Origin of the sequence: Deinococcus radiotolerans (assembly GCF_014647435.1) — a bacterium.
GTDB classification, from domain to species: Bacteria; Deinococcota; Deinococci; order Deinococcales; family Deinococcaceae; genus Deinococcus; species Deinococcus radiotolerans.
In genome coordinates, this window is record NZ_BMPE01000001.1 from 284,104 (window position 1) to 303,478 (window position 19,375).

The following is a 19,375-nucleotide window of genomic DNA, read 5'->3' on the forward strand; positions in this document are numbered from 1 at the left end:
GGCCGCTACACTGCGCCCCATGACCACAAAGGGGCGGCGCGTGTCTCGCCGCGAACAACACCGCATCGGCGGCACCGGCGCGTCTGTCACGGTGCGCAATACCCTGATCGCCTACGCTTTCATGCTGCCGTTCCTGATCCTGCTCGTCCTGTACCACACCTGGCCCGTGATCTTCGGGTCGTACCTGGCGTTCACGAAGTACAACATCATCAGCCCGCCGCAGTGGGTCGGGCTGGCCAACTTCCGCGAACTGTTCGCCGACGAACAGTTCTGGTCCGGGCTGCGCAACAGCCTCAAGTACGTACTGGTCGTACCGGTCATTCAGGTCATCTCGATCCTGGTGGCGCTGCTCGTGAACCGACCGCTGCGCGGCATCGGCTTCTTCCGCACCGCGTACTACGTGCCGGTCGTGACCAGCTTCGCGGTGGTCGGCCTGATCTGGTCGTGGCTGTACAAGCAGGGCGGCGCCGTGAACAGCGTCCTGATGGGCCTGGGCCTGATGCGCGGCGACCACAGCCTGCTCGACAACCCCGCCACGGCGCTGTTCGCGGTGATGTTCGTGACCCTCTGGAAGGGCATCGGGTACTACATGGTGCTGTACCTCGCGGGCCTCCAGGGCATCAGCCGTGAACTGGAGGAAGCCGCCACCATCGACGGCGCGACCCGCTCTCAGGTGTTCTGGAACATCACCCTGCCGGGCCTGCGCCCCACCATCCTGGTGTGCAGCCTGCTGTCCACCATCAGCGCCATCAAGGTGTTCGAGGAACTGTACGTCATGACGCCCAACGGCTACCCGGCGGGCAGCACGTACTCCGCACTGATGTACTCGTTCTCCAAGGCGTTCGGAGGGGACTTCAACTTCGGACTGGCCGCCGCCGCCAGCATGGTCGTCGCGGTGGTCAGCATCCTGTTCGGCCTGATCAACTTCAGTCTGACCAAGGGGGGCCGCAGCGATGCCTGACACCACCCTGCCCCAGACCGCCCTGGTCAGCGACCCGCACGCGCGGCTGGCTGCGCAGCTCAAGGAGCAGCGCCTGCGCCGCGAACGCCTGCGCAACGGCGCCGCGTACGCCGTGCTGATCCTCATCGCGCTGATCATGCTCTACCCGTTCTACTGGACTCTCGTGACGTCCCTGGAACCCACCGGGAACATCTACGAGGCCAAGATCCTCCCCACCGCCCTGAGCATGCGCAACTATCTGGAAGTGTTCAGCGGCACCACCGTCCCCTTCTGGCGGCTGATCCTGAACTCCGTGATCATCTGCGTTCTGGGCGTGACGTTCACCACGGTGCTGGCTACACTCGCCGCGTACCCGCTGGCCCGCATGCGCTTCCCCGGCCGTGACCTGATCTTCTACTCCATCCTGATCCTGATGGTCCTCCCGAACGAATCGGGCCTGATCGTCAACTACATCACGACCATCAAGCTGGGACTGCTGCAACAGACCAACCCCCTGGCGGACGCCGCGCGGCAGTACCTCGCGGTCGTGCTGCCCGGCGCCGCCAGCATCGTCGGCCTGTTCCTGCTGCGCCAGGCGTACCTGGGCATCCCGCAGGAACTCATCGAGGCGGCCCGCATTGACGGCGCGCCCGAGCTGACCATCTGGCGCCGGATCATGCTGCCGCTGGCCACCCCCACCATCGCGGCGTTCGCCATCCTGGAATTCGTGGCGTACTGGAACTCGTTCCTGTGGGCGCGCGTCATGCTGCCCGACAAGAACATGCTCCCGCTCTCGGCGGGCCTGCTGGAACTGTCCGGTACGTTCAGCACGAACTCCCGCGCCGTCATGGCGGGCGCCGTCATCACGATCATCCCCATCCTGATCGTGTTCCTGATGGGCCAGAAGTACTTCATGAAAGGCCTGGAAGGCGCGGTCAAGGGCTGATGTTCCGCCGGAGGAAGGACTTCTACGTGAATGCCCGCGCGGTTATCGAACGGGACGGCGAGCACGGGCGCGAGGTGCTTCTGCAGGTGCGCGCCAAGCCCGGCCAGCCGCGCACGCTGGAACTTCCCGGCGGGCAGCTCGACCCCTTCGAGTCCATCCCGGTCGCCCTGCGCCGCGAGGTGCTGGAGGAAACCGGCCTGACCGTCACCGACTTTCTGGACGACCCGCACGCCACCGCCTCCAGCGCGCCCGGCGGGGACGTGGAGTGCCTGACGCCCGCCTTCGTGTACCAGACGACGCGCGGCCCAGTGGACAGCGTCGGCTTTTTCTTCCGCGTGCAGGCCAGCGGCGAACCCCGGATCCTCGGCGACCACGCCGAGGCGCCCCGCTGGGTCCCGGTGCGCGACATGCGAACCCAGATGCAGACCCGGCCCGATGACTTCAACTGGCTGACCCTCGCCGCGTTGCGCCACCTGTTCACCCACGCCTGGGCGGACGCATGACCCTGCCCTACCGCACGCTGGACCGCGACTGGGACGTGATCGTCGCCGGGGGGGGCACTGCCGGGGCCATCGCGGGTATCGCCGCCGCCCGCAGCGGGGCGCGCACACTGGTGATTGAGGCGCAGGGTAGCCTGGGCGGGACCGGCACGAACGCCTGGGTCACGCCGTTGATGCGCAACGTCGCAGACGGGCAGAACCTCAACCGGGGCCTGACGGAGGAACTCAAGGCCCGCCTGCGCACGCGTGGCGACGGCGCGACCGACCCGTCCGGGAACGACAACTGGTTCAACCCGGAGGGCCTGAAGTTCGTGCTGGACGATCTGATACGTGAGGCGGGGGCGGAGGTGCTATTCCACACTCAGGTCGTGCAGCCCGTCATGACTGGGGATCGTATAGAGGCGCTGGTCGTGCACAACAAGAGCGGATTGCAGGCCCTGCGCGCCCAGACGTTCATCGACGCGACCGGCGACGCCGACGTTGCCGCGCTGGCGGGCGTGCCCATGAGCGGCGGGGACGAGGACGGCGTGCATCAGGCCATGAGCCTGCGCTTCACGCTGGCCGGGGTGGAAGTCACCCGCCTGCGTGACTTCCTGAACGCCAATGGCCAGGGGCAGGACCACGCGGACTTCCTACACTTCTGGATGGTCTGGGGCCGCCGCAGCAGCCTGGAACCCCTCTTCCGGCAGGCGGTGGAACGCGGCGTGTTGTTGGAACGCGACGGGGACTACTTTCAGGCGTTCAGCGTGCCGGGCCGTCCCGGTGAACTCAGCTTCAACTGCCCGCGCATCCGTGCGGACCTGCACAACGGCACCGACCCCTGGCAGCTCAGCGAGGCGCAGCTGGACGGCCGGCAGGCCATTACGCGCCTCACGGCGTTCTGCCGCGCGTTCCTGCCCGGCTGCGAGCACGCGTTCATCGGCGTGGTGGCCCCGATGGTTGGCGTGCGCGAGACGCGGCGCATCCAGGGCGAGTACACGCTGACCGTCACGGACATCCTCGACTGCGCCCGTTTCCCGGACGGCATCTGCCGCAACCACTACCCGGTGGATATTCACTCGGTGAAGGGCGGTGCGAAACTGCTGCACGAGCGCGAGGGCACCGCGCCGTACTTCGCGCCCGGCGCATTCCACGACATCCCGCTGCGCGCGATCATCCCGCTGGGCGTCACGAACCTGCTCGTGCCGGGCCGCGCGGCGAGCAGCACCTTCGAGGCGCAGTCCAGCATCCGCGTGCAGCAGAACTGCCACTCCATGGGCGAGGCCGCCGGGATTGCCGCCGCCTGGGCCGCGCACCAGCACGCGGGCGAGGTGCGCGTCGTCAACCCTGATGATCTGCGTGCCGAACTGACCGCACGCGGCGCACTGGTCTAACCCAGCAGGGGAGAGCCGCCCAGCCGCGCGGCCGCGTTCCGGGCGGCGTCCTCACCCCACAGGGCCGACGCGACGTGCAGCGCCGCGTACAGGGCCGCGAACCCCGCTGGGGTGGAACACAGCGAGCCGTCCGTGACGACCTCGCCGGGGCGCACGTCCGCCGGGGTGTAGCCCCACAGCGTTTCCGCCAGTTCGGCCGGGCCGCCCACCACCCGCCCGTCCAGGGTGCCCGCCTCGCCCGGCAGGAGTAACCCACTGCCGCTGGTGCCCGTGACCAGACCCGCGTGTGCCTTCAGGAATCCCTGAAGCAGAGGGTCGCGCGCCGCCTTCGCCGCGCCGGGGCCGCCGGGGATCAGCAGGGCGGCGGGTTCCGGCAGCGCCGCGAACAGCACGTGCGGGGTGCTGACCAGCCCGCCTGCCGTGACGATACTGGCCCGCGAGCGGTTCACGGTGCGTACGCTGCCGTCGCCGCCACACACGCGCAGCACGGCCACCATCACGCCCAGTTCCAGTTCACTGACGCCCGCGTAGACGGGAATCGCCACGACCGGCCCGGTGTACTCCAGGGCCACTTCCGGCGAGGGTGCTTCTGTGCTCACTGCCCCAGCGGGCGCAGCGTGTACGCGCGCCGCGCGACAGGCGGGCCCACCTCGCCCTTCTCCAGCAGTTCGTGCGCGGCGTCCGCCGACAGGCGTTCCACCCGCAGCAGGTAGTGCAGCGCGGTCGCCTGACCGTCGAAGCGGCGTGGGTGCGGGTCTCCCTCGACCCGCAGGTCCAGCCAGGGCACGCCCGCCTCAGAGGTCACGCAGGTCCTCCCACAGCTGCCAGCCGACGCCGTCGGGGGTGCTCTCCAGCAGCGGTCCCAGCAGCTGGCTGGCTGCCCGGGCGTCGGCGTGCAGCGCGTCGTTGTCCGGGCGGGGTTCGTACACGCGCAGCACGGTGAACTGGTAGAACGCCTGCGACGCGGTCGGCTCGCCATTCTCGAAGAACGCGAACGGCGCGTTCACGGTGTCCCACAGGACGTGCGCGCTTTCCTGATCGCCTCCGTGGTCGCCAGGTTCAGGTAGGTCCAGCTCGTGCGGCAGGAAGGTCTCCAGGTCGATCTCGGCCTCCTGCGGGTGCCACACGTACCCCTGAAGCAGTCGGACGGCGGCGCGACCACCGGGGCGCGATTCACTGATGCTCACGAGGCACAGCATACCCGCCCGCCGCGTCTCCCGTGTGTCCGCCCGCCCACTCGAACGCGGCCAGCGCGTCCGGCACGCGCCAGTCCAGTAGCGCGCGCGGCACACCCCAGCGGCTCAGCAGGGCCGGACCGTCCAGCGGCGCCGCCTCCACTGCGCGGCCCACCTCGCGCCACACGCCGCTACGGAAGGGCCGCAGCGGCCCGGAACCGAGCGCCTCGCGCACCAGGGTCAGCGTCCTGAGAGGATCAGCCTGACCGGTCAGCAGCGCCGCGCGGGCTTCGAGCGTCAGGAGCTGCGCGTCCACGCCCGGGTCCGCCGGGGCGCCCCCTGGTGCGGGGCGGCGCAGCAGCGCGTGCGCGCGGTTCACGCTGGCCAGCGCGGCGTCCGGCTGCCCAGCACGCAGCTGGGCCTCGGCCAGCATGGCGCGCGCCTGAGCCTCCTCGTACGGGTGGTCGGCCAGCGTCAGGGCCTCACGGACGCGCGCGGCGGCCAGCGCGGCATCCGGCGTGGCCAGGGCCAGACTGAGGAGCATGTCAAAGCGCAGCGTCACCTCCCGGTCGGCTGTCCCGGCGGGCTCCTCCAGCAGCGCTTGCAGCAGGTTGCGGGCGCAGGTGAGGTCGGCGTTGTCGGCCGCCGCGCCGCCCAGCGGCGGTAGGTACGGCACGCCCAGACCCCGCGTCAGGTACGTCAGGGCCGCCCGGTAGCGGGTGCGGCGCTCCCGGTACCCCACCTCGGCCGGGCGGGACTCGCTGCGCGACAGGAGCGTTAGCGCCTGCGCCGCTTGCCGCTGCGCGTCCTCGACCCGCCCCAGCGCCAGCAGAAGCGGGACCCCTTCGGACAGCAGCCGCGCCCGCGCGACGCCGTCCACGTGACGGCGCTCATCGGGCGGCACCAGCGCCAGCGCCTCCAGCGCGTGGTCCAGGCCCTCGGCCGGGCGGCCCAGGCGGCGCAGGGTCGTTGCGGCGCGCGCCAGCACCCGCGCCTGCTCCTCGGCCGCGCCGCCTGCCGCCGCCAGGCGCCCTGCGGCGTCCAGCAGGGCGTTCAGGGCCTCCTGCGGCTGACCCAGGCGCAGCAGCAGGTCGCCCTCCTGGTACCGCGCGCGCGCTGAGAGCAGCGGGCTGGACGCCGGCACGCCCCGCAGCGCGGCCAGCGCCTCGGGCCAGCGCCCGGCGTCCTTGGCGATCAGGCCGCGCCACAGCTGCGCCCGCGGCCCCCCCCGCGCCAGCCTGGGATCCTGCGCCGCCTCGGTCGCGCCCGTCAGGTCCCCGTGCCAGCGGGCCAGCGCGGCGCGCACCAGCAGCGCGTCCACCTCCGCTGCGGCCGCCCAGGGGTCGCGGGCGTCCATGCCCGTCACGTCCGGGTGGCTCAGCTGCGCGCGCGCCGCGTCCATCCGCCCGGCTTCCAGGCTGCTCTCGGCGAGCTTCACCCTGGCCCAGCCCCGCACGGCGTCACTGCCGGATTCCAGCAGCGTGAACAGCGCGTCCCGCGCGCGCGGATCGTTGTACTCCCCGCGGCCCGCGTGGTGCATCACGACCGCCCGCGCCAGCGCCTCGCGAGCCGCGCCTGCCGCGCCCCGCAGGCGCGGCCACAGGGCCGGGAGGTGCCGGGCGTCATCCGGCCGGGCCCGCACCTGCCCGGCCAGCGCCGCCCAGTCCTCCAGGGCGGCCAGGGCGCCCAGCCGCAGCGGCCCGAAGCCCTGCCCGGCGTCCAGGGCCGCCACGGCCCGCAGCGCGCCGCGCAGCTCAGCCGCCGGAACCGCCGCCCAGGCCCGCTCGAGGGCCGGTGTGGCCCGCCAGCCGCCGGCGCCCCCCAGCAGCAGCGCCCGCACGTGCGGCGGCGCCGTCAGGGGAGAGCGGCCCAGCAGCGCCGTGAGCAGCGCCTCCGGCCAGTCCACCTGCGCGGGTGACGCCGCGTGCAGCGCGCCAGTCAGCAGCACCAGCTGCCGGGCTTCGGGATCACCGATCAGATCCGCGGGCGTGGCGCTGCCCTCGCCCGCCACGTTCGCCAGGAGGGTCAGGCGGTCCAGGTGACGGCCCGTCTCGCGGACCAGCCGGTCTGCCTCCGCCCGCGTGACCCCCAGGCGCGCCATCAGGTACCCGCGCGCCTCCGTGGGTGTGGGGGGGCGCAGCTCGATTACCTCGGTGCCCGGCGCCGCTGGCGCCTGGCCCTCCACGGCCAGCAGCACGGCCACGCCCTGCGGCGCGCGCCGCAGGAAGACCTCCGCCGCCCACGCGGCGGGCGTCACGGCCTCACCGCCCGGCAGGCGGGGCTCGCTGCCCAGCGGCGTCAGGTCCGGCGCGACCCGCACGAGCAGCGCGCCTGTTGCAGGCAGCAGCGCCCGCGCCGCGTCCAGTTGCGCCTGCGCCAGCGCGGCGTACGAGGAGCCCAGCGTGGCCGGGCGGATCAGGTCCGGCGCGTCCCCGCTGAGGCGCAGCGTTACCACCGGCACGTCTAGGGCCTTCAGCGCACGGTCCACCCGGGACAGCAGCACCGTCTTCCCCGCGCCGGGCGGGCCGCACACGATCAGCCGGGGCGCGCGGCCCGCCCGGACGCCCGCCGTGAACTGCCGGAACGCGCGTTTTTTGCTGCGGCCCAGCAGTTCCAGATCATCCGGTTGAGGGGCGGCGCTGGCCGGTTCGGCCGCCAGTGCCACCCCCACCTCCCGGGCGAGGTCCTCCAGCACGGCCCGCAGCTGCGCCTTGTCGCGCGCGGTTCCCACGTCGCGGTACACGATGTTCCGCACGCTCGACGGGTTCGCCCCCCTGGACCTCATCTGGGCTTCCAGCCAGCGCAGACTGCCGGGCACCACGCCCCCCCCGCCCGGGGGCACGTGGGCACGCAGCTGCTTGAGGATCGCCTTCCAGTTCACGTCTGCACCGAGCGTAGCACCCGCCCAGACCCAATGAACCCGGTGCAGAACAAACGGTGCGCGCCGTACCTGACGGTTCCGTCAGTTTCACGTGACGCAGCGCGTGTATAGTCTGACGCAGCATCCCAACCCAGCCAGTCCTACCGGAGGAACCCACATGCGTAAGATCGCCCTGACCCTGTCCCTTGCCCTGATCGCCACCGCGTCCGCCCAGTCCGTCCAGGCCGCCCAGTCCCTGCTGGACCAGGGCAAATGGCAGGAGGCCGCGGCGGCCGCCGCCGACCTGAACACCAGTGACAGCCTCGCCCTGGCCGCCGAGGCCACCACCGCCGGCGCCAGCCTCGTCGCCGACAGCCAGAAGAAAGCCCTGTTCGAGAAAGCCCAGGCGTACGCCAAGCAGGCCATCGCCAAGGACAAGAACAATGCCGACGCGTACTTCGAACTCGCGCGCGCGCAGGGCCGACTCGCGCAGTTCAGCGGCATCCTCCAGAGCCTCGGCCTGGCCGGCGACATGAAGAAGAACCTCGACACGGCCATCCGCCTTGACCCCAAGATGGCGGGCGCGTACGTCGCGCTGGGCCTGTGGCACGCGAACCTGATCTCCAAGGGCTTCATCGCCACCCGCGCGACCGGCGCCGACCGTAACCAGATCATCCCCAACTTCGAGAAGGCCATCGCCCTGGAACCCACGACCGCCGTGCACCGCATCGAGTACGCCAACGCCCTGATTCTCCAGGGCAAGAAGGCCGAAGCGGCCGCCCAGCTGGAAAAGGCCATCAGCTTCAACGCCACCACCTTCTGGGAAAAACGTGATGAGGAAACCGCCAAGGCGGCCCTCGCCAAGCTGAAGTAAGGCCGCCGGGCGCGCCGCCTGTGGCCCTGGGCGGGGCGGCGCGCTCGCTTGACACCCCGGGGGGGGCCGCGTAGACTTCTCCCTGCCCAGCCGCCCGGCGGCGGGTGATGGTCGGGTTCGGGGCGTAGCGCAGCCTGGTAGCGCACGTCGTTCGGGACGACGGGGTCGGAGGTTCGAATCCTCTCGCCCCGACCATCAAAGAAAGGGCCCTCCCCACCCGGGAGGGCTTTTTTTCACCCTCCTTCCAGCCCACCAGGCCCGGAGACTGCCCCATGCGCGTGTACGCGATCGCCGACCTGCACCTCGCCTTCTGCACCCCGAAACCCATGACGGTGTTTGGGCCGCAGTGGGCGGGCCACCCGCAGGCGATCTTCGACGAGTGGCGCGCCGCCGTGCGCGACGAGGATCTGGTCCTGCTGCCCGGCGACCTCTCCTGGGCGATGCGGCTACCCGAGGCGATGCAGGACCTCGCGCCCGTCGCGGCGCTGCCCGGCACGAAGGTGCTCCTGCGCGGCAACCACGACTACTGGTGGCCCACCGCCTCCAAACTGCGCGCGGCCCTGCCGGCGGGCATGCTGGCCGTCGTGAACGACGCCGTGCGGGTCGGGAAGGTCGTCGTGTGCGGCTCACGCGGCTGGATCACCCCGGGCTTCGAGCCGCTGGGCGCGGACGACGAGCGGCTCCTGACCCGTGAGGCCGAGCGCCTGAGCCTGAGCGTACAGGCCGCCCGCACCATCCGGCAGCCCGGCGATCACCTGATCCTGATGCTGCACTACCCCCCGGCCACGCCCCCCTACCCGGCCAACCCGATCACCCGCGTGATCGACGACGCCCGGCCCGACCTGGTCGTGTACGGCCACCTGCACGGCGTGAACCCGGAGCGGGCCATGCGGCACGTGAACGGCATCCCCGCGCACCTCGTCGCGGCGGACGGTCTGAAATTCCGACCCCGCCTGCTGCTCGACACCGCCCCCTGACCTCTCCAGCCGTGGCTGGTGGCCGCGCGACCTTCACGCCCCCTTCATGCGGCAGGCCCGGCTTGACTTCGCGCGCACTCGAAGGCGTACGGTTCGGTCATGATGCCCGACCACCCACTCAGCATTCAGGAGGCCGCCACGCAACTGGGCGTCAGCCCCCACACGCTGCGCTACTACGACCGTGAGGGCCTGCTGGACGTCCCCCGCGCCACGGGCGGCGAGCGCCGCTACAGTGGCCGCGAACTGACCCTGCTGCGCTTCCTGCTGCACCTGCGCGGCACCGGCATGGGCATGGCGGGCCTGCGCGCCTACATGGCCCTGGTGCGCGAGGGCGAGCACACCGCCCCTGAACGCCGCGCGCTGCTCGTGGCACACGAACAGGAGGTCGAGGCCCGACTGCTCGACCTTCAGGCAGACCTCGGCGCCATCCGCACCAAGATCGCCCGCTACGACGCGCACCTGACCTGCGACGGCACGACCGCACGGCCAAGTCTGGACGGCCCCGTCCTGGCCGCGCAGCGGGCCGCTCCGCAGGAGGTCAACGCTTGAGCGGCCCCGTCCCTCCGCCTCCGACCGGCGCTGCACCGTCCAGTCCGCTGCGCCTCACGGCGGGCCGCTGGCTGGGGATCTACCCGACCATCACCGCGCTGCTCCTGCTGTTGGGGCCCGTCCTGCTCGGCCATTACCCCACGCCGCTGGTGGCCCTGCTCCTGACCGCCATGCTTGTTCCGCTCACCCACTACGTCGTGTTCCCGCTCGTGGAACGCCTGACGCGCGGCTGGGTGCGCTTCCCGGCCCTGCACGGCGCGGCGCACCACCGCGTGGCCCTGCTCGTCTGGGCCGTCACCTACCCCCTGATCACCGCCGTGCTGCTGGTGGTGCTGCCCGTCCTGGCCGGGCGCGCCCCCATCCCCCTGATCACGCTGGCGGTCACGCTCATCGCCGTGCCCATCCAGTCCCTCGTGATCCTGCCCCGCCTGATGCCGCGCGCCCGCCCCTGGATTCTCGGCGCGCAGAGGAGCCCCGCATGACCCCCACCACCCCACTCCCCACCCGTTCCCTGCGCGACCTGACCGTCTCGGCCCTGGGCCTGGGCTGCATGGGCATGAGCGCCTTCTACGGCCCCACCGACCGCGCGCAGAACCTCGACACCCTGGACCGCGCCCTGGAGCTGGGCGTCACCTTCTACGACACCGCCGACATGTACGGCCCGCACACCAACGAGGAACTCCTCGGCGACTGGCTTCAGGACAAACGCGACCGGGTGGTGCTCGCCACGAAGTTCGGCATCCAGATCGCCCCGGACGCGCCCGGCGGACGGCGCATCAACGGTCGGCCCGAATACGTCCGTCAGGCCATCGAGGGGAGCCTGAAGCGCCTGCGCACCGATCACGTCGACCTGTACTACCTGCACCGCGTGGATCCGGAGACGCCCATTGAAGACACCGTTGGCGCGATGGGCCAGCTGGTGCAGGAGGGCCTCGTGCGGGCCATCGGCCTGAGCGAGGTCAGCCCGGATACCCTGCGCCGCGCGAACGCCGTGCACCCCATTACCGCCGTGCAGAGCGAGTACTCCCTGTGGACCCGCGACCCCGAACAGGGCGTCCTGGCCGCCTGCCGCGATCTGGGCGTGGGCTTCGTGCCGTACAGCCCCCTGGGCCGCGGCTTCCTGACCGGCGAGATCAAGAGCCCGGACGATCTGGCCGACGACGACTTCCGCAAGCACAACCCCCGCTTCCAGGGCGAGAACTTCCAGCGGAACCTTGACCTCGTGCGCGAGGTGCAGGCCATGGCCGCGCAGAAGGGTTGCACGCCGTCGCAGCTGGCCCTGGCCTGGGTCCTCGCGCAGGGGGACGATCTCGTGCCGATCCCCGGCACGCGGCGCGTGAAGTACCTGGAGGACAACCTCGGCGCGCTGGATGTGCACCTCACCCCCGCCGACCTAGCCCGCATCGACGCGGCGTTCCCGCCCGGCGCGGCGCAGGGGACCCGCTACCCCGAGGCGACCATGAACAGCCTGAACCGCTGAGCCGAGTGGGCCGGGGGAACGTGGAGGGGGCATGAAGCGCCCCGCCGCGTTCCCCCGGCCCGCTCGTGGCAGCATGGGCGGGTGAATGCCCCCATCCTCCGCACGGCCCTGATCACTGGAGTGGTGATCGCCGCCGTGAACATCCTGTTCGCCGCGCTCGACTACGGCCTGGACACCCTGCCGCCCTGGTTCTACCTCGCGCAGCTGCTGCTGCTGCCCGCCATGCTGCTGCCCATCCGGTACTTCCCGCAGGCGGCGGTCACGCGGGAGTTCCTGCCGCGCGCCGCGCTGTACGCGATGGGCTGGGCGGTGCCGTACGCGATCTACAAGTTCGCGCACGACGCCCTGAGCCCGGCGTTCATGCCCGCTGCGTCGCTCGTGGCCTACCTGATCACGGTCGCGGTGTTCTCGCTGCTGTTCGCCGCGATCCGCAAGCCCACCCGCTGATGCGCCTCGCGGTGCTGGCGGACGTGCACGGCAACGCCTTCGCGCTGCGCGCCGTGCTGGACGGTATTCGCGCGGCGAGCCCCGATCAGGTGCTGAACCTGGGAGACACCGTGTGGGGCTGCGCCGATCCAGCCAGCGCCTGGGCGCTGCAACAGGAGTTCGCGCCGCCCAGCGTGCGCGGCAACACCGACGAACGCGTCGCGGGGCTGCGCGACGGCAAGGAAACCATGCGCGCCTGGGTGCGCGCCGGGCTGCCCGGCGATGTGCCCGCCACTCTGGCCGCCCTGCCCACCCACCTCGACACCGCCGACGGCGAGGTCCGCGTCGCGCACGGCAGCCCCCGCAGTCCCTGGGAGGACCTGATGCTCACTGAGACGGCGGACGGACACACCCGCCCCGCCCACTTCCGGGAACTGCGCGAGCGGCTGGACGGCTTTCGCTTCGATACGGGCGGTCGCGTGTGCATCGTCGGGCACACCCACCGCGAGATGCTGACCGTCGTGGACGGCCTGACCGTGGTGAATGCCGGGCCCGTCTCCCGGCAGAAGGACGGCTTGCCACTGGCCCGCTGGGTGCAGCTCACCCGCCGCGGCGGGGACTGGGACGTGCAATTCCGCCGCGTGCCCTACGACACGCAGGCCGCTGCCACGTGGGCGCGCGCGCATGGTCCGGCCAAGCACGGCGAGCACGAGGCCCGCTGGCTGACCACTGGACGCGAACCCTGACCTTCACCCACAAGAGAAGCGCCTCCCAGGAACGGGAGGCGCTTCCTATTCAGTGAGACTCAGCGGCCAGCGGGGACGAACTCGCGGTCGGCGAAGTCCTCGCGGCGCGGGGCGCGGTCGTCACGGTCACGGCTCCAGCGGCCCTGGCCCTGTCCGCCACGGTTGCCACCCTGGAATCCGCCGCGGTCGCCGCCGCTCTGGCCCTGGTAGCCGCCGCCACGGTTGCCGTAGCCGCCGCCGCCGTTGCCACGGCCACGGTAGCCGCTCTCGTCACGGTCGCCACGGTAGCCGCGGCCACCCTGGTACCCGCCCTGATCGCGGCGCTCGCGGGTGGGCTGCTCGAACAGTTCGGGCAGTTCCTGCGCGATTTCCACCTGCACCTCGCCTTCCAGCGGGCTGGCGGCCATCAGTTTCTCGACGAACTCGCTGGGCACATCGGCCACGGCGCCGCCGCGCCACTGGCGCACCTTGCCGAGGCGGCGGGTGTCCAGGTCGCCGTTGCGGGCCAGGACGGCCACGGCGCGCGCCACGCTCATACGCTCGGCGTGCAGGATGATGGTGGTCAGGCCTTCCTCACCGCTCAGCAGGCTGGCGGCCTTGACGGGCTCGGTCACGCCGCTGATCTTCGCCAGGGCGCGGCTCAGGGCTTCCAGGCCCAGTTCGCTGAACAGACGCTCGGCTTCCGCCTGGAAGTTCGCCGCGGCACTCTCGTCCACCTTGCGGACCATGTCGGCGCTGGCGCGGGCGCTGGCCTGCGCGACTTCCTTGGGCGTGGGCAGGGGACGCTCGATGAAGCGCACGCCAGTGATGCGTTCCAGGCCCGCCACCTCGCGGCCTTCACGGTCGCCGTACATGATGATCGCGGTGCCGGTGCGGCCCGCGCGGCCCGTGCGGCCGGAACGGTGCACGTAGCTCTCGGGGTCCTGGGGCAGGTGGTACTGCACGACCAGGTCGACCTCGGGGATGTCCAGGCCGCGCGCGGCCACGTCGGTGGCGACCAGCACGCCGGCACGGCCGCTGCGGAACGCACCCAGGGCGCGTTCACGCTGGCTCTGCGCCAGGTCGCCGTGCAGCGCCTCGCTCTCGATGCCGCGGTGGATCAGTTCGTTTGCCAGTTCGTCCGCTTCACGCTTGGTGCGGGTGAAGACGATGGCCTTTTCCGGGTTGTACACGGTGAGGAGGTCGGCCAGCACGCGGGTGCGGGTGCGGCCCACTTTCACTTTCAGGTGCTCGACGGTCTGCGCAGCCTGGCTCTTGCCCTCGCCGACCATGTCCACGAGGACCGGGTCGTTGAGGTACTTGCGGGACAGGCGGTTGATATCGTTCGTCAGCGTGGCGCTGAACAGCATCGTCTGACGGGTGTCGGGGGTGCTCTTGAGGATGGTCTCGATGGCGTCGGCGAAGCCCACGCTGAGCATCTCGTCAGCCTCGTCCAGCACGGCGAACTCTACGGCGCTCAGGTCGAGGTTGCCGCGCTCGAGGTGGTCAATCAGGCGGCCGGGGGTGCCGACCACGATGTCCACGCCGCGGCGCAGGGCGTTCTCCTGCGGGCCGTAGCTGGCGCCGCCGTACACAGTGACGGTGGTCAGGTGGGCGCCGCTCTTGCTGAACTCGTCCGCGACCTGCTTGGCGAGTTCGCGGGTGGGGGCCACGACGATGGCGCGGGGCAGGCGGGCACGCTCGCGGCTGGTTTCCAGCTTGCTGAGGATCGGCAGGGCGAACGCGAGGGTCTTGCCGGTGCCGGTGCGGGCGCGGCCGATCATGTCCTTCCCGGCCAGGGTGAGGGGCAGGCTTTCGGCCTGGATGGGGCTGGCTTCCGTGATACCGCGCTCGGCGAGACGCGCCGCGAGTTCGGGCGCAATCAGTTGGTCAAAGTTCATTTGTAGTCCTTTCGGGAAAGCACAGCCCCAGTGACCAGCAAACGCCCTTTGAAACGGCATCCAGCATGTCCTGAAAGTGGGGGCACCTTCCAGCCGCACGGGAACCTCCCGTCGCGGCGCACGAATGAAAATCATAGCTGATCTTCGCTCAGAATGCAAGAGCGCTCGGTCTTGACCTGTTAGTGCGGCCCAGCTGTGCCGTGTGCTGCAAGACCACCGTCGCCGCTCAGTGCGTCAGGGCGCGCGTTCCAGATCTCCAGGCAACAGGCCCCCCAGGCCAATCCAGGCCTGAAGCAGGTCGTCCGGGGTGGGCGCGTGCAGGTGCAGCGCCCTGCCCGTGACCGGGTGCGGAATGGTCAGGAACTGCGCGTGCAGTGCGTGCCGGTTAATCAGTTCCGATGGTCGGCCGTACACCGTGTCCCCCAGGATCGGGCTGCCCAGGTGCGCCAGGTGCACGCGGATCTGGTGGGTGCGGCCCGTGCGGGGCTGCGCGCGCACGAGTGTCAGCGTCCGCCCGTGCCCTTCGGGCCGGACATCCAGGGGCGTGAACAGCGTCTGTGCCTCGCGCGGCAGGGCGCCCCCCACGGTCATGCGCTGGCGCTGCACCGGGTGCCGCCCGATGGGTGCGTCCACGTTCACGCGCTCCTGCGCGCGCCACGTGCCGGCCGCGATGGCCAGGTACGTCTTGCGGGTCTCACGCTCCTTGAATGCCGCCGCCAGCTGAGCGTGCGCCGCGACCGTCTTGGCCACCACGATCACGCCACTGGTGTCCTTGTCCAGCCGGTGCACGATGCCAGGCCGGTACCCGTCCGGGCCGTCAAAGCCGGACTGTTCTGGCAGCGCCATTCGCCCCAGCAGGGCGTTCACCAGGGTGCCGGTCGTGACGCCCGGCGCCGGGTGCGTGACCATGCCCGCCGGTTTGTTCACCGCGATCAGGTGCTCATCCTCGAAGATCACGTCCAGCGGCACCTGTTCGGGTTCGACGGTGGCGTCCGCTGGAGGCGGCACCTGCACCGTCAGGCGCTCACCGCCCCGCAGTTTCAGGCTGGCCTTCGCCGCCACCTCGCCGTCCACCTGCACGTGCCCGGCCTCGATCCACCCGGCCACCTGCGAGCGGCTCACACCACTCAGGGCCGAGACCACAGCGTCCAGGCGGCCCGGTGTGGCCGTGAAGTCCAGCGGGGTGGGGGAGGGCAGGCGGTTCACGCGCCCGAGTGTAGTCGATCCGCACCCCTTGCCCCGGGAGTTCACTCTACCTTCACGCTTCACAGGCGCCTCAATCCGTTCTGGCCGGCCCTGCATATCCCTGGTCGAGCGTACACACACCTGTGCCCCGCACGCCGCTCAAGGGAGAGCCCACATGCCAGAGGACACCCAGCCCACGTCGACCGCCTCACCCGCCGCCTCCCGCCGTCAGTTCATGGGCTACGCCGCCCTGCTCGGCAGTGGCGCGGCGCTCGTCGCCTGCTCGCCCGCCCGGGCCATGACGCCCAGCCAGAAGCAGGACATTGACATCCTGAACTACGCCCTGACGCTGGAGTATCTGGAAGCCGAGTTCTACGCCGCCTTCGATACGGGTGCGTACGCCGCGAACCTGAAGAACGCGCGCGCCAAGGAATACGCCAAAGAACTCGCTGCACACGAGAAGGCCCACGTGGACGCCCTCAAGGCAACCATCAGCAAACTGGGCGGCACGCCCGTCGTGAAGCCCACCTTCGACTTCAGCCCCCTGATCGGCGGGCGCACCGTGGATGACTCTCTGTTCCTGGCCCTGGCCGCCACCCTGGAGCCCGTCGGCGTGCGCGCCTACCTGGGTCAGGTCGCGCGCCTGAGCAACCCGGAACTTGTGGCCGCCGCAGCCGCCATTCACGCCGTGGAAGCCAACCATGTGTCCGGCGTGCAGGAACTGCGCGTGGGCCTGGGTCTGAACACGGCCCCCACCCGCCAGACCGACATTGCCCCGCAGAGCGCGAGCAAGCCCGACAGCACCGCCGCCGCGGATTTCGACGCGAACTACTCGCCCACCCCCACCGCCCTGTGGAAGCCCCTGACCATGCAGCAGGTGCTGGCCATCGTCAGCCCCGTCATCAAGCGCTGAGAACCTCAAGGAGACCCTGACATGAGCAACCGCCGTTCCTTCCTGAAGTTCGCTGGCGCCGGTGCCGGAGCCGTCACCCTGGGCGCCCTGGACCTGTCCGCGCTGGCCGCCACCAGCCCCTCCACCAAGAGCCGCGCACAGGACATCGCGATCCTGAACTATGCGCTGACACTGGAATATCTGGAAGCCGAGTTCTACACCACCTTCGACAGCGGCGCCCTGGCCTCCAAGCTGACCAACACCCGGGTCAAAGAGTACGCCAGGGAACTCGCCGCACACGAGCAGGCGCACGTGGAGGCCCTGAAGGCCACCATCACGGCGCTGGGCGACAAGCCGGTCGCGAAACCCACCTTCGATTTCAGTACGCTGATCGGCGACGGCAGCAGCCAGAACGACCAGACATTCCTGGCGCTGGCCGCCACCCTCGAACCCGTGGGCGTCCGCGCGTACCTGGGTCAGGCGGACCGCGTGCAGAACGCGGATGTGCTCACGGCCGCCGCCAGCATCCTGGCCGTAGAAGCCAACCACGCCAGCGGCATTCAGGAACTGCGCACCCAGCTGGGCTTCAACACCAAACCCACCCGCCAGACCAGCATCGCCCCGCAGAGCGACGCCAAACCCACCAGCACCAGCGTCGCGGACTTCGACGGGGACTTCAGCCCGACGCCCACCGCGTTCTGGAAGCCGCTCAGCATGGAAGAGACGCTGCTGATCGTCAAACCGCTGATCAAGTAACCCCCGCCAGCAACCACCGGGGGGACGGGGCCGCAGGCGTCACGCGCTGCGGGCCGTCCCCTCGCCCCTCTCTCAAGGAGCCCCACCATGCCCAACCTCGGACCCGCTGAACTGCTCGTGATTCTCCTCGTCGCACTGGTTGTCTTCGGCCCGCGCAAACTTCCCGAACTGGGCAAGAGCCTCGGGCACGGCCTGCGCGAATTCCGCAAGAGCACCCAGGGCCTGCGGGATGAACTCAACGTGACCGCCCCCGCCCCTCAGGTGCAGGCCACGCCCGCTCCCGCCGCGGCCGTCACGCCCGCCCACGCCCTGACCGCGCAGCCCAAGCCGGCCACTGACGTCAACCCGCAGGCCTGAGCGGACTAACGGGGCCGTACGGCGCGCGTCAGCCCAGCCCAGTGACCCCAGCCCGGACGCGCCGCCGTGCATGAACGTCGACTCAGGAAGGACGCCGCCCGGCCACCCAACCCGACTGGTACGCTGAACGCGACCTATGACCCAACCCCTGCATCCCGACCTGCCGGACGAGGCCCTCATCCGCGCGATGGCCGCCGGCACCGAGGACGCGCTGCAAGAACTGCACCGCCGCTACGCCCGGCTCCTGTACAGCCTGGGCCACCGCATGCTCCGGCAGACCGACGACGTGGAAAGCTGCGTGCAGGACACCTTCATGAACGCCTGGCGGCACGCCGCGCGCTTCGACCCGGCGCGGGCCAGTGCCAAGACGTGGCTAGTCAGCATCGCCCACCACCGCTTCTTGCAGGAACTCCGCGACCGCCCCGACACGCCCCTGGAAATCGAGGAGTGGGACGCCCCCACGCCCGCGCCGGACGCCGACGCCCAGGTCATGGCCCAGCACGCCGTGCACGCCCTGGACGACGCGCAGCGTCACCTGGTGGAACTCGCGTACTACCGCGGGTACTCCCACAGTGAACTGGCGATCCTGACCGGCCTGCCCGTCGGTACCGTAAAATCCCGCTTGCGCTCCGCGATCGACCGGATGCGCAGCCACCTCGGACGTCCCTCGTGACCACCCTCTCTCAAGCCCACTGCCAGGCAGGTGAACTGTGACCATCAGCAGAGACGACATTCTGGCCCTCGCGCTGGGTCAACTCGGCCCCGAAGACGAGCGCCGCGTCCGCGCGGCCATCGACGCGGACCCCGCCCTGGCCCGCGAGTACCGCGCCGACCTCGACCTGCTGCACAGCCTGCCCGACACCCTGCCACCCGCCGAGGTGCCCGCCGGGGCTGAAGCGCGCCTGATCGAACGCCTGCGCCGCGAAACGAGTGGCGACGCCCCCCCCGCCAACCTGTCCCTGAACACCCCAGAGGCCCCCGTGACGACGGACGCCGCGCGCCCCGCACCGGGCCGCATGAACTGGCGGCTGATGCTGCTCGCCGTGGTGGCCGCGCTGACGCTGGGCGTCTTGTTCCTCCGGCCGCCCAGCACGCCGGACCTGCTCAGCCAGTACCAGTCCACCCCTGGCGCGCAGATGCAACCGCTGACGCAGCAGGGCACGACCCTCGGCGAGCTGGTTCGCCTACCCGACGGCCGGGGGTACCTGCACCTGAACGCCATGGCCCCACAGGACCGGGTGTACCAGCTGTGGCGGATCGAGGACGGCAAGCCCGTCAGCGTGGGCGTCTTCGAGGGTCAGGGCATCGTGCTGCCCACGGTGCAGGCCGGGCAGACGGTCGCGGTGAGCGTGGAGCCGGTGGGTGGCAGCGAGCAGCCCACCACGACGCCGATCCTGGTTCAGGCGCTCTGAAGCGCCTAGCACGGTGGGCCTGGATCATGCATCCAGGCCCACCTCCG

General features: G+C 70.9%; 22 protein-coding genes and 1 tRNA gene. 17 read left to right on the plus strand and 6 right to left on the minus strand.

Features of this window, described 5'->3' with window-relative positions; all coding sequences use genetic code 11:
• Nucleotides 1-19 precede the first annotated feature (19 nt).
• The 4 genes from IEY63_RS01350 to IEY63_RS01365 are packed head-to-tail and all read left to right on the plus strand — an operon-like array spanning nt 20 to nt 3,759.
• The gene (locus tag IEY63_RS01350; protein WP_189067171.1) at nt 20-961 is read left to right on the plus strand and encodes a carbohydrate ABC transporter permease; all 942 of its coding nucleotides are present in this window, start codon (nt 20-22) and stop codon (nt 959-961) included.
• The gene (locus IEY63_RS01355) at nt 954-1,886 is read left to right on the plus strand and encodes a carbohydrate ABC transporter permease (protein ID WP_189067172.1); all 933 of its coding nucleotides are present in this window, start codon (nt 954-956) and stop codon (nt 1,884-1,886) included. Before IEY63_RS01350 ends, IEY63_RS01355 begins: the two co-directional genes overlap by 8 nt.
• A complete protein-coding gene (locus IEY63_RS01360) occupies nt 1,886-2,389 on the plus strand; it encodes an NUDIX domain-containing protein (RefSeq protein WP_189067173.1) in 504 nt (167 codons plus the stop codon). The genes IEY63_RS01355 and IEY63_RS01360 overlap by 1 nt, the downstream gene beginning before the upstream one ends.
• Nucleotides 2,386-3,759: an FAD-dependent oxidoreductase gene (locus IEY63_RS01365; RefSeq protein WP_189067174.1), complete on the plus strand. Its 1,374-nt coding sequence runs from the start codon at nt 2,386-2,388 to the stop codon at nt 3,757-3,759. The genes IEY63_RS01360 and IEY63_RS01365 overlap by 4 nt, the downstream gene beginning before the upstream one ends.
• On the opposite strand, the gene IEY63_RS01370 is transcribed toward IEY63_RS01365, so the two are convergent.
• Genes IEY63_RS01370 through IEY63_RS01385 form a run of 4 tightly spaced genes read right to left on the minus strand, consistent with a single transcriptional unit; the run spans nt 3,756 to nt 7,815 of the window.
• Nucleotides 3,756-4,358, minus strand: coding sequence for a DJ-1/PfpI family protein (locus tag IEY63_RS01370; protein WP_229784408.1), 603 nt, complete (start codon nt 4,356-4,358; stop codon nt 3,756-3,758). The two genes, IEY63_RS01365 and IEY63_RS01370, sit on opposite strands and share 4 nt — an antisense overlap.
• Nucleotides 4,355-4,564 (minus strand): hypothetical protein, encoded by a 210-nt coding sequence (locus IEY63_RS01375; RefSeq protein WP_229784409.1) that lies wholly within the window; start codon nt 4,562-4,564, stop codon nt 4,355-4,357. Before IEY63_RS01375 ends, IEY63_RS01370 begins: the two co-directional genes overlap by 4 nt.
• A complete protein-coding gene (locus IEY63_RS01380) occupies nt 4,554-4,958 on the minus strand; it encodes a DUF3208 domain-containing protein (RefSeq protein ID WP_189067175.1) in 405 nt (134 codons plus the stop codon). The genes IEY63_RS01375 and IEY63_RS01380 overlap by 11 nt, the downstream gene beginning before the upstream one ends.
• The gene (locus IEY63_RS01385) at nt 4,933-7,815 is read right to left on the minus strand and encodes a hypothetical protein (RefSeq protein WP_189067176.1); all 2,883 of its coding nucleotides are present in this window, start codon (nt 7,813-7,815) and stop codon (nt 4,933-4,935) included. Before IEY63_RS01385 ends, IEY63_RS01380 begins: the two co-directional genes overlap by 26 nt.
• A gap of 157 nt (nt 7,816-7,972) precedes the next feature.
• Here IEY63_RS01385 and IEY63_RS01390 point away from each other — a divergent pair, with 157 nt between their 5' ends.
• From IEY63_RS01390 to IEY63_RS01425, 8 genes are all read left to right on the plus strand, one after another.
• Nucleotides 7,973-8,668 carry a tetratricopeptide repeat protein gene (locus IEY63_RS01390; protein ID WP_189067177.1) on the plus strand — a complete coding sequence of 232 codons (696 nt, stop codon included), beginning with the start codon at nt 7,973-7,975 and terminating at the stop codon, nt 8,666-8,668.
• A 118-nt stretch (nt 8,669-8,786) separates the two neighbouring features.
• Nucleotides 8,787-8,863, plus strand: a tRNA-Pro gene (locus IEY63_RS01395).
• A 77-nt stretch (nt 8,864-8,940) separates the two neighbouring features.
• Nucleotides 8,941-9,645: a metallophosphoesterase gene (locus IEY63_RS01400; RefSeq protein ID WP_189067178.1), complete on the plus strand. Its 705-nt coding sequence runs from the start codon at nt 8,941-8,943 to the stop codon at nt 9,643-9,645.
• 99 nt (nt 9,646-9,744) lie between these two features.
• Nucleotides 9,745-10,194 carry a MerR family transcriptional regulator gene (locus tag IEY63_RS01405; RefSeq protein ID WP_189067179.1) on the plus strand — a complete coding sequence of 150 codons (450 nt, stop codon included), beginning with the start codon at nt 9,745-9,747 and terminating at the stop codon, nt 10,192-10,194.
• Nucleotides 10,191-10,676, plus strand: a complete 486-nt coding sequence (locus IEY63_RS01410) for a putative antibiotic biosynthesis monooxygenase (RefSeq protein ID WP_189067180.1) — start codon at nt 10,191-10,193, stop codon at nt 10,674-10,676. Before IEY63_RS01405 ends, IEY63_RS01410 begins: the two co-directional genes overlap by 4 nt.
• Nucleotides 10,673-11,674: an aldo/keto reductase gene (locus IEY63_RS01415; RefSeq protein ID WP_189067181.1), complete on the plus strand. Its 1,002-nt coding sequence runs from the start codon at nt 10,673-10,675 to the stop codon at nt 11,672-11,674. Before IEY63_RS01410 ends, IEY63_RS01415 begins: the two co-directional genes overlap by 4 nt.
• Before the next feature lie 81 nt (nt 11,675-11,755).
• Nucleotides 11,756-12,121: a hypothetical protein gene (locus IEY63_RS01420; RefSeq protein WP_189067182.1), complete on the plus strand. Its 366-nt coding sequence runs from the start codon at nt 11,756-11,758 to the stop codon at nt 12,119-12,121.
• Nucleotides 12,121-12,846: a metallophosphoesterase family protein gene (locus IEY63_RS01425; protein ID WP_189067183.1), complete on the plus strand. Its 726-nt coding sequence runs from the start codon at nt 12,121-12,123 to the stop codon at nt 12,844-12,846. Before IEY63_RS01420 ends, IEY63_RS01425 begins: the two co-directional genes overlap by 1 nt.
• 59 nt (nt 12,847-12,905) lie before the next feature.
• On the opposite strand, the gene IEY63_RS01430 is transcribed toward IEY63_RS01425, so the two are convergent.
• Complete coding sequence (locus IEY63_RS01430) at nt 12,906-14,726, minus strand: DEAD/DEAH box RNA helicase (RefSeq protein WP_189067184.1); 1,821 nt, start codon at nt 14,724-14,726, stop codon at nt 12,906-12,908.
• 234 nt (nt 14,727-14,960) lie between these two features.
• A complete protein-coding gene (locus IEY63_RS01435; protein ID WP_373290871.1) occupies nt 14,961-15,932 on the minus strand; it encodes an RluA family pseudouridine synthase in 972 nt (323 codons plus the stop codon).
• 154 nt (nt 15,933-16,086) lie between these two features.
• Here IEY63_RS01435 and IEY63_RS01440 point away from each other — a divergent pair, with 154 nt between their 5' ends.
• From IEY63_RS01440 to IEY63_RS01460, 5 genes are all read left to right on the plus strand, one after another.
• Nucleotides 16,087-16,824, plus strand: coding sequence for a ferritin-like domain-containing protein (locus tag IEY63_RS01440; RefSeq protein WP_189067186.1), 738 nt, complete (start codon nt 16,087-16,089; stop codon nt 16,822-16,824).
• Between the two features lie 21 nt (nt 16,825-16,845).
• Complete coding sequence (locus IEY63_RS01445; RefSeq protein ID WP_189067187.1) at nt 16,846-17,559, plus strand: ferritin-like domain-containing protein; 714 nt, start codon at nt 16,846-16,848, stop codon at nt 17,557-17,559.
• A gap of 87 nt (nt 17,560-17,646) precedes the next feature.
• Nucleotides 17,647-17,916 (plus strand): twin-arginine translocase TatA/TatE family subunit, encoded by a 270-nt coding sequence (gene tatA, locus IEY63_RS01450; protein WP_189067188.1) that lies wholly within the window; start codon nt 17,647-17,649, stop codon nt 17,914-17,916.
• A 136-nt stretch (nt 17,917-18,052) separates the two neighbouring features.
• Nucleotides 18,053-18,589, plus strand: coding sequence for an RNA polymerase sigma factor (locus IEY63_RS01455; protein WP_189067189.1), 537 nt, complete (start codon nt 18,053-18,055; stop codon nt 18,587-18,589).
• Between the two features lie 37 nt (nt 18,590-18,626).
• Nucleotides 18,627-19,328: an anti-sigma factor gene (locus IEY63_RS01460; protein ID WP_189067190.1), complete on the plus strand. Its 702-nt coding sequence runs from the start codon at nt 18,627-18,629 to the stop codon at nt 19,326-19,328.
• The last annotated feature ends 47 nt before the right edge of the window (nt 19,329-19,375 follow it).

Excerpts from the sequence above, each read along its gene's own strand:
- IEY63_RS01350 (WP_189067171.1), top strand. The coding sequence starts at position 20 with ATGACCACAAAGGGGCGGCGCGTGTCTCGCCGCGAACAACACCGCATC.
- IEY63_RS01355 (WP_189067172.1), top strand. The coding sequence starts at position 954 with ATGCCTGACACCACCCTGCCCCAGACCGCCCTGGTCAGCGACCCGCAC.
- IEY63_RS01360 (WP_189067173.1), top strand. The coding sequence starts at position 1,886 with ATGTTCCGCCGGAGGAAGGACTTCTACGTGAATGCCCGCGCGGTTATC.
- IEY63_RS01365 (WP_189067174.1), top strand. The coding sequence starts at position 2,386 with ATGACCCTGCCCTACCGCACGCTGGACCGCGACTGGGACGTGATCGTC.
- IEY63_RS01380 (WP_189067175.1), bottom strand. The coding sequence starts at position 4,958 with ATGCTGTGCCTCGTGAGCATCAGTGAATCGCGCCCCGGTGGTCGCGCC.
- IEY63_RS01390 (WP_189067177.1), top strand. The coding sequence starts at position 7,973 with ATGCGTAAGATCGCCCTGACCCTGTCCCTTGCCCTGATCGCCACCGCG.
- IEY63_RS01400 (WP_189067178.1), top strand. The coding sequence starts at position 8,941 with ATGCGCGTGTACGCGATCGCCGACCTGCACCTCGCCTTCTGCACCCCG.
- IEY63_RS01405 (WP_189067179.1), top strand. The coding sequence starts at position 9,745 with ATGATGCCCGACCACCCACTCAGCATTCAGGAGGCCGCCACGCAACTG.
- IEY63_RS01415 (WP_189067181.1), top strand. The coding sequence starts at position 10,673 with ATGACCCCCACCACCCCACTCCCCACCCGTTCCCTGCGCGACCTGACC.
- IEY63_RS01425 (WP_189067183.1), top strand. The coding sequence starts at position 12,121 with ATGCGCCTCGCGGTGCTGGCGGACGTGCACGGCAACGCCTTCGCGCTG.
- IEY63_RS01430 (WP_189067184.1), bottom strand. The coding sequence starts at position 14,726 with ATGAACTTTGACCAACTGATTGCGCCCGAACTCGCGGCGCGTCTCGCC.
- IEY63_RS01440 (WP_189067186.1), top strand. The coding sequence starts at position 16,087 with ATGCCAGAGGACACCCAGCCCACGTCGACCGCCTCACCCGCCGCCTCC.
- IEY63_RS01445 (WP_189067187.1), top strand. The coding sequence starts at position 16,846 with ATGAGCAACCGCCGTTCCTTCCTGAAGTTCGCTGGCGCCGGTGCCGGA.
- tatA (WP_189067188.1), top strand. The coding sequence starts at position 17,647 with ATGCCCAACCTCGGACCCGCTGAACTGCTCGTGATTCTCCTCGTCGCA.
- IEY63_RS01455 (WP_189067189.1), top strand. The coding sequence starts at position 18,053 with ATGACCCAACCCCTGCATCCCGACCTGCCGGACGAGGCCCTCATCCGC.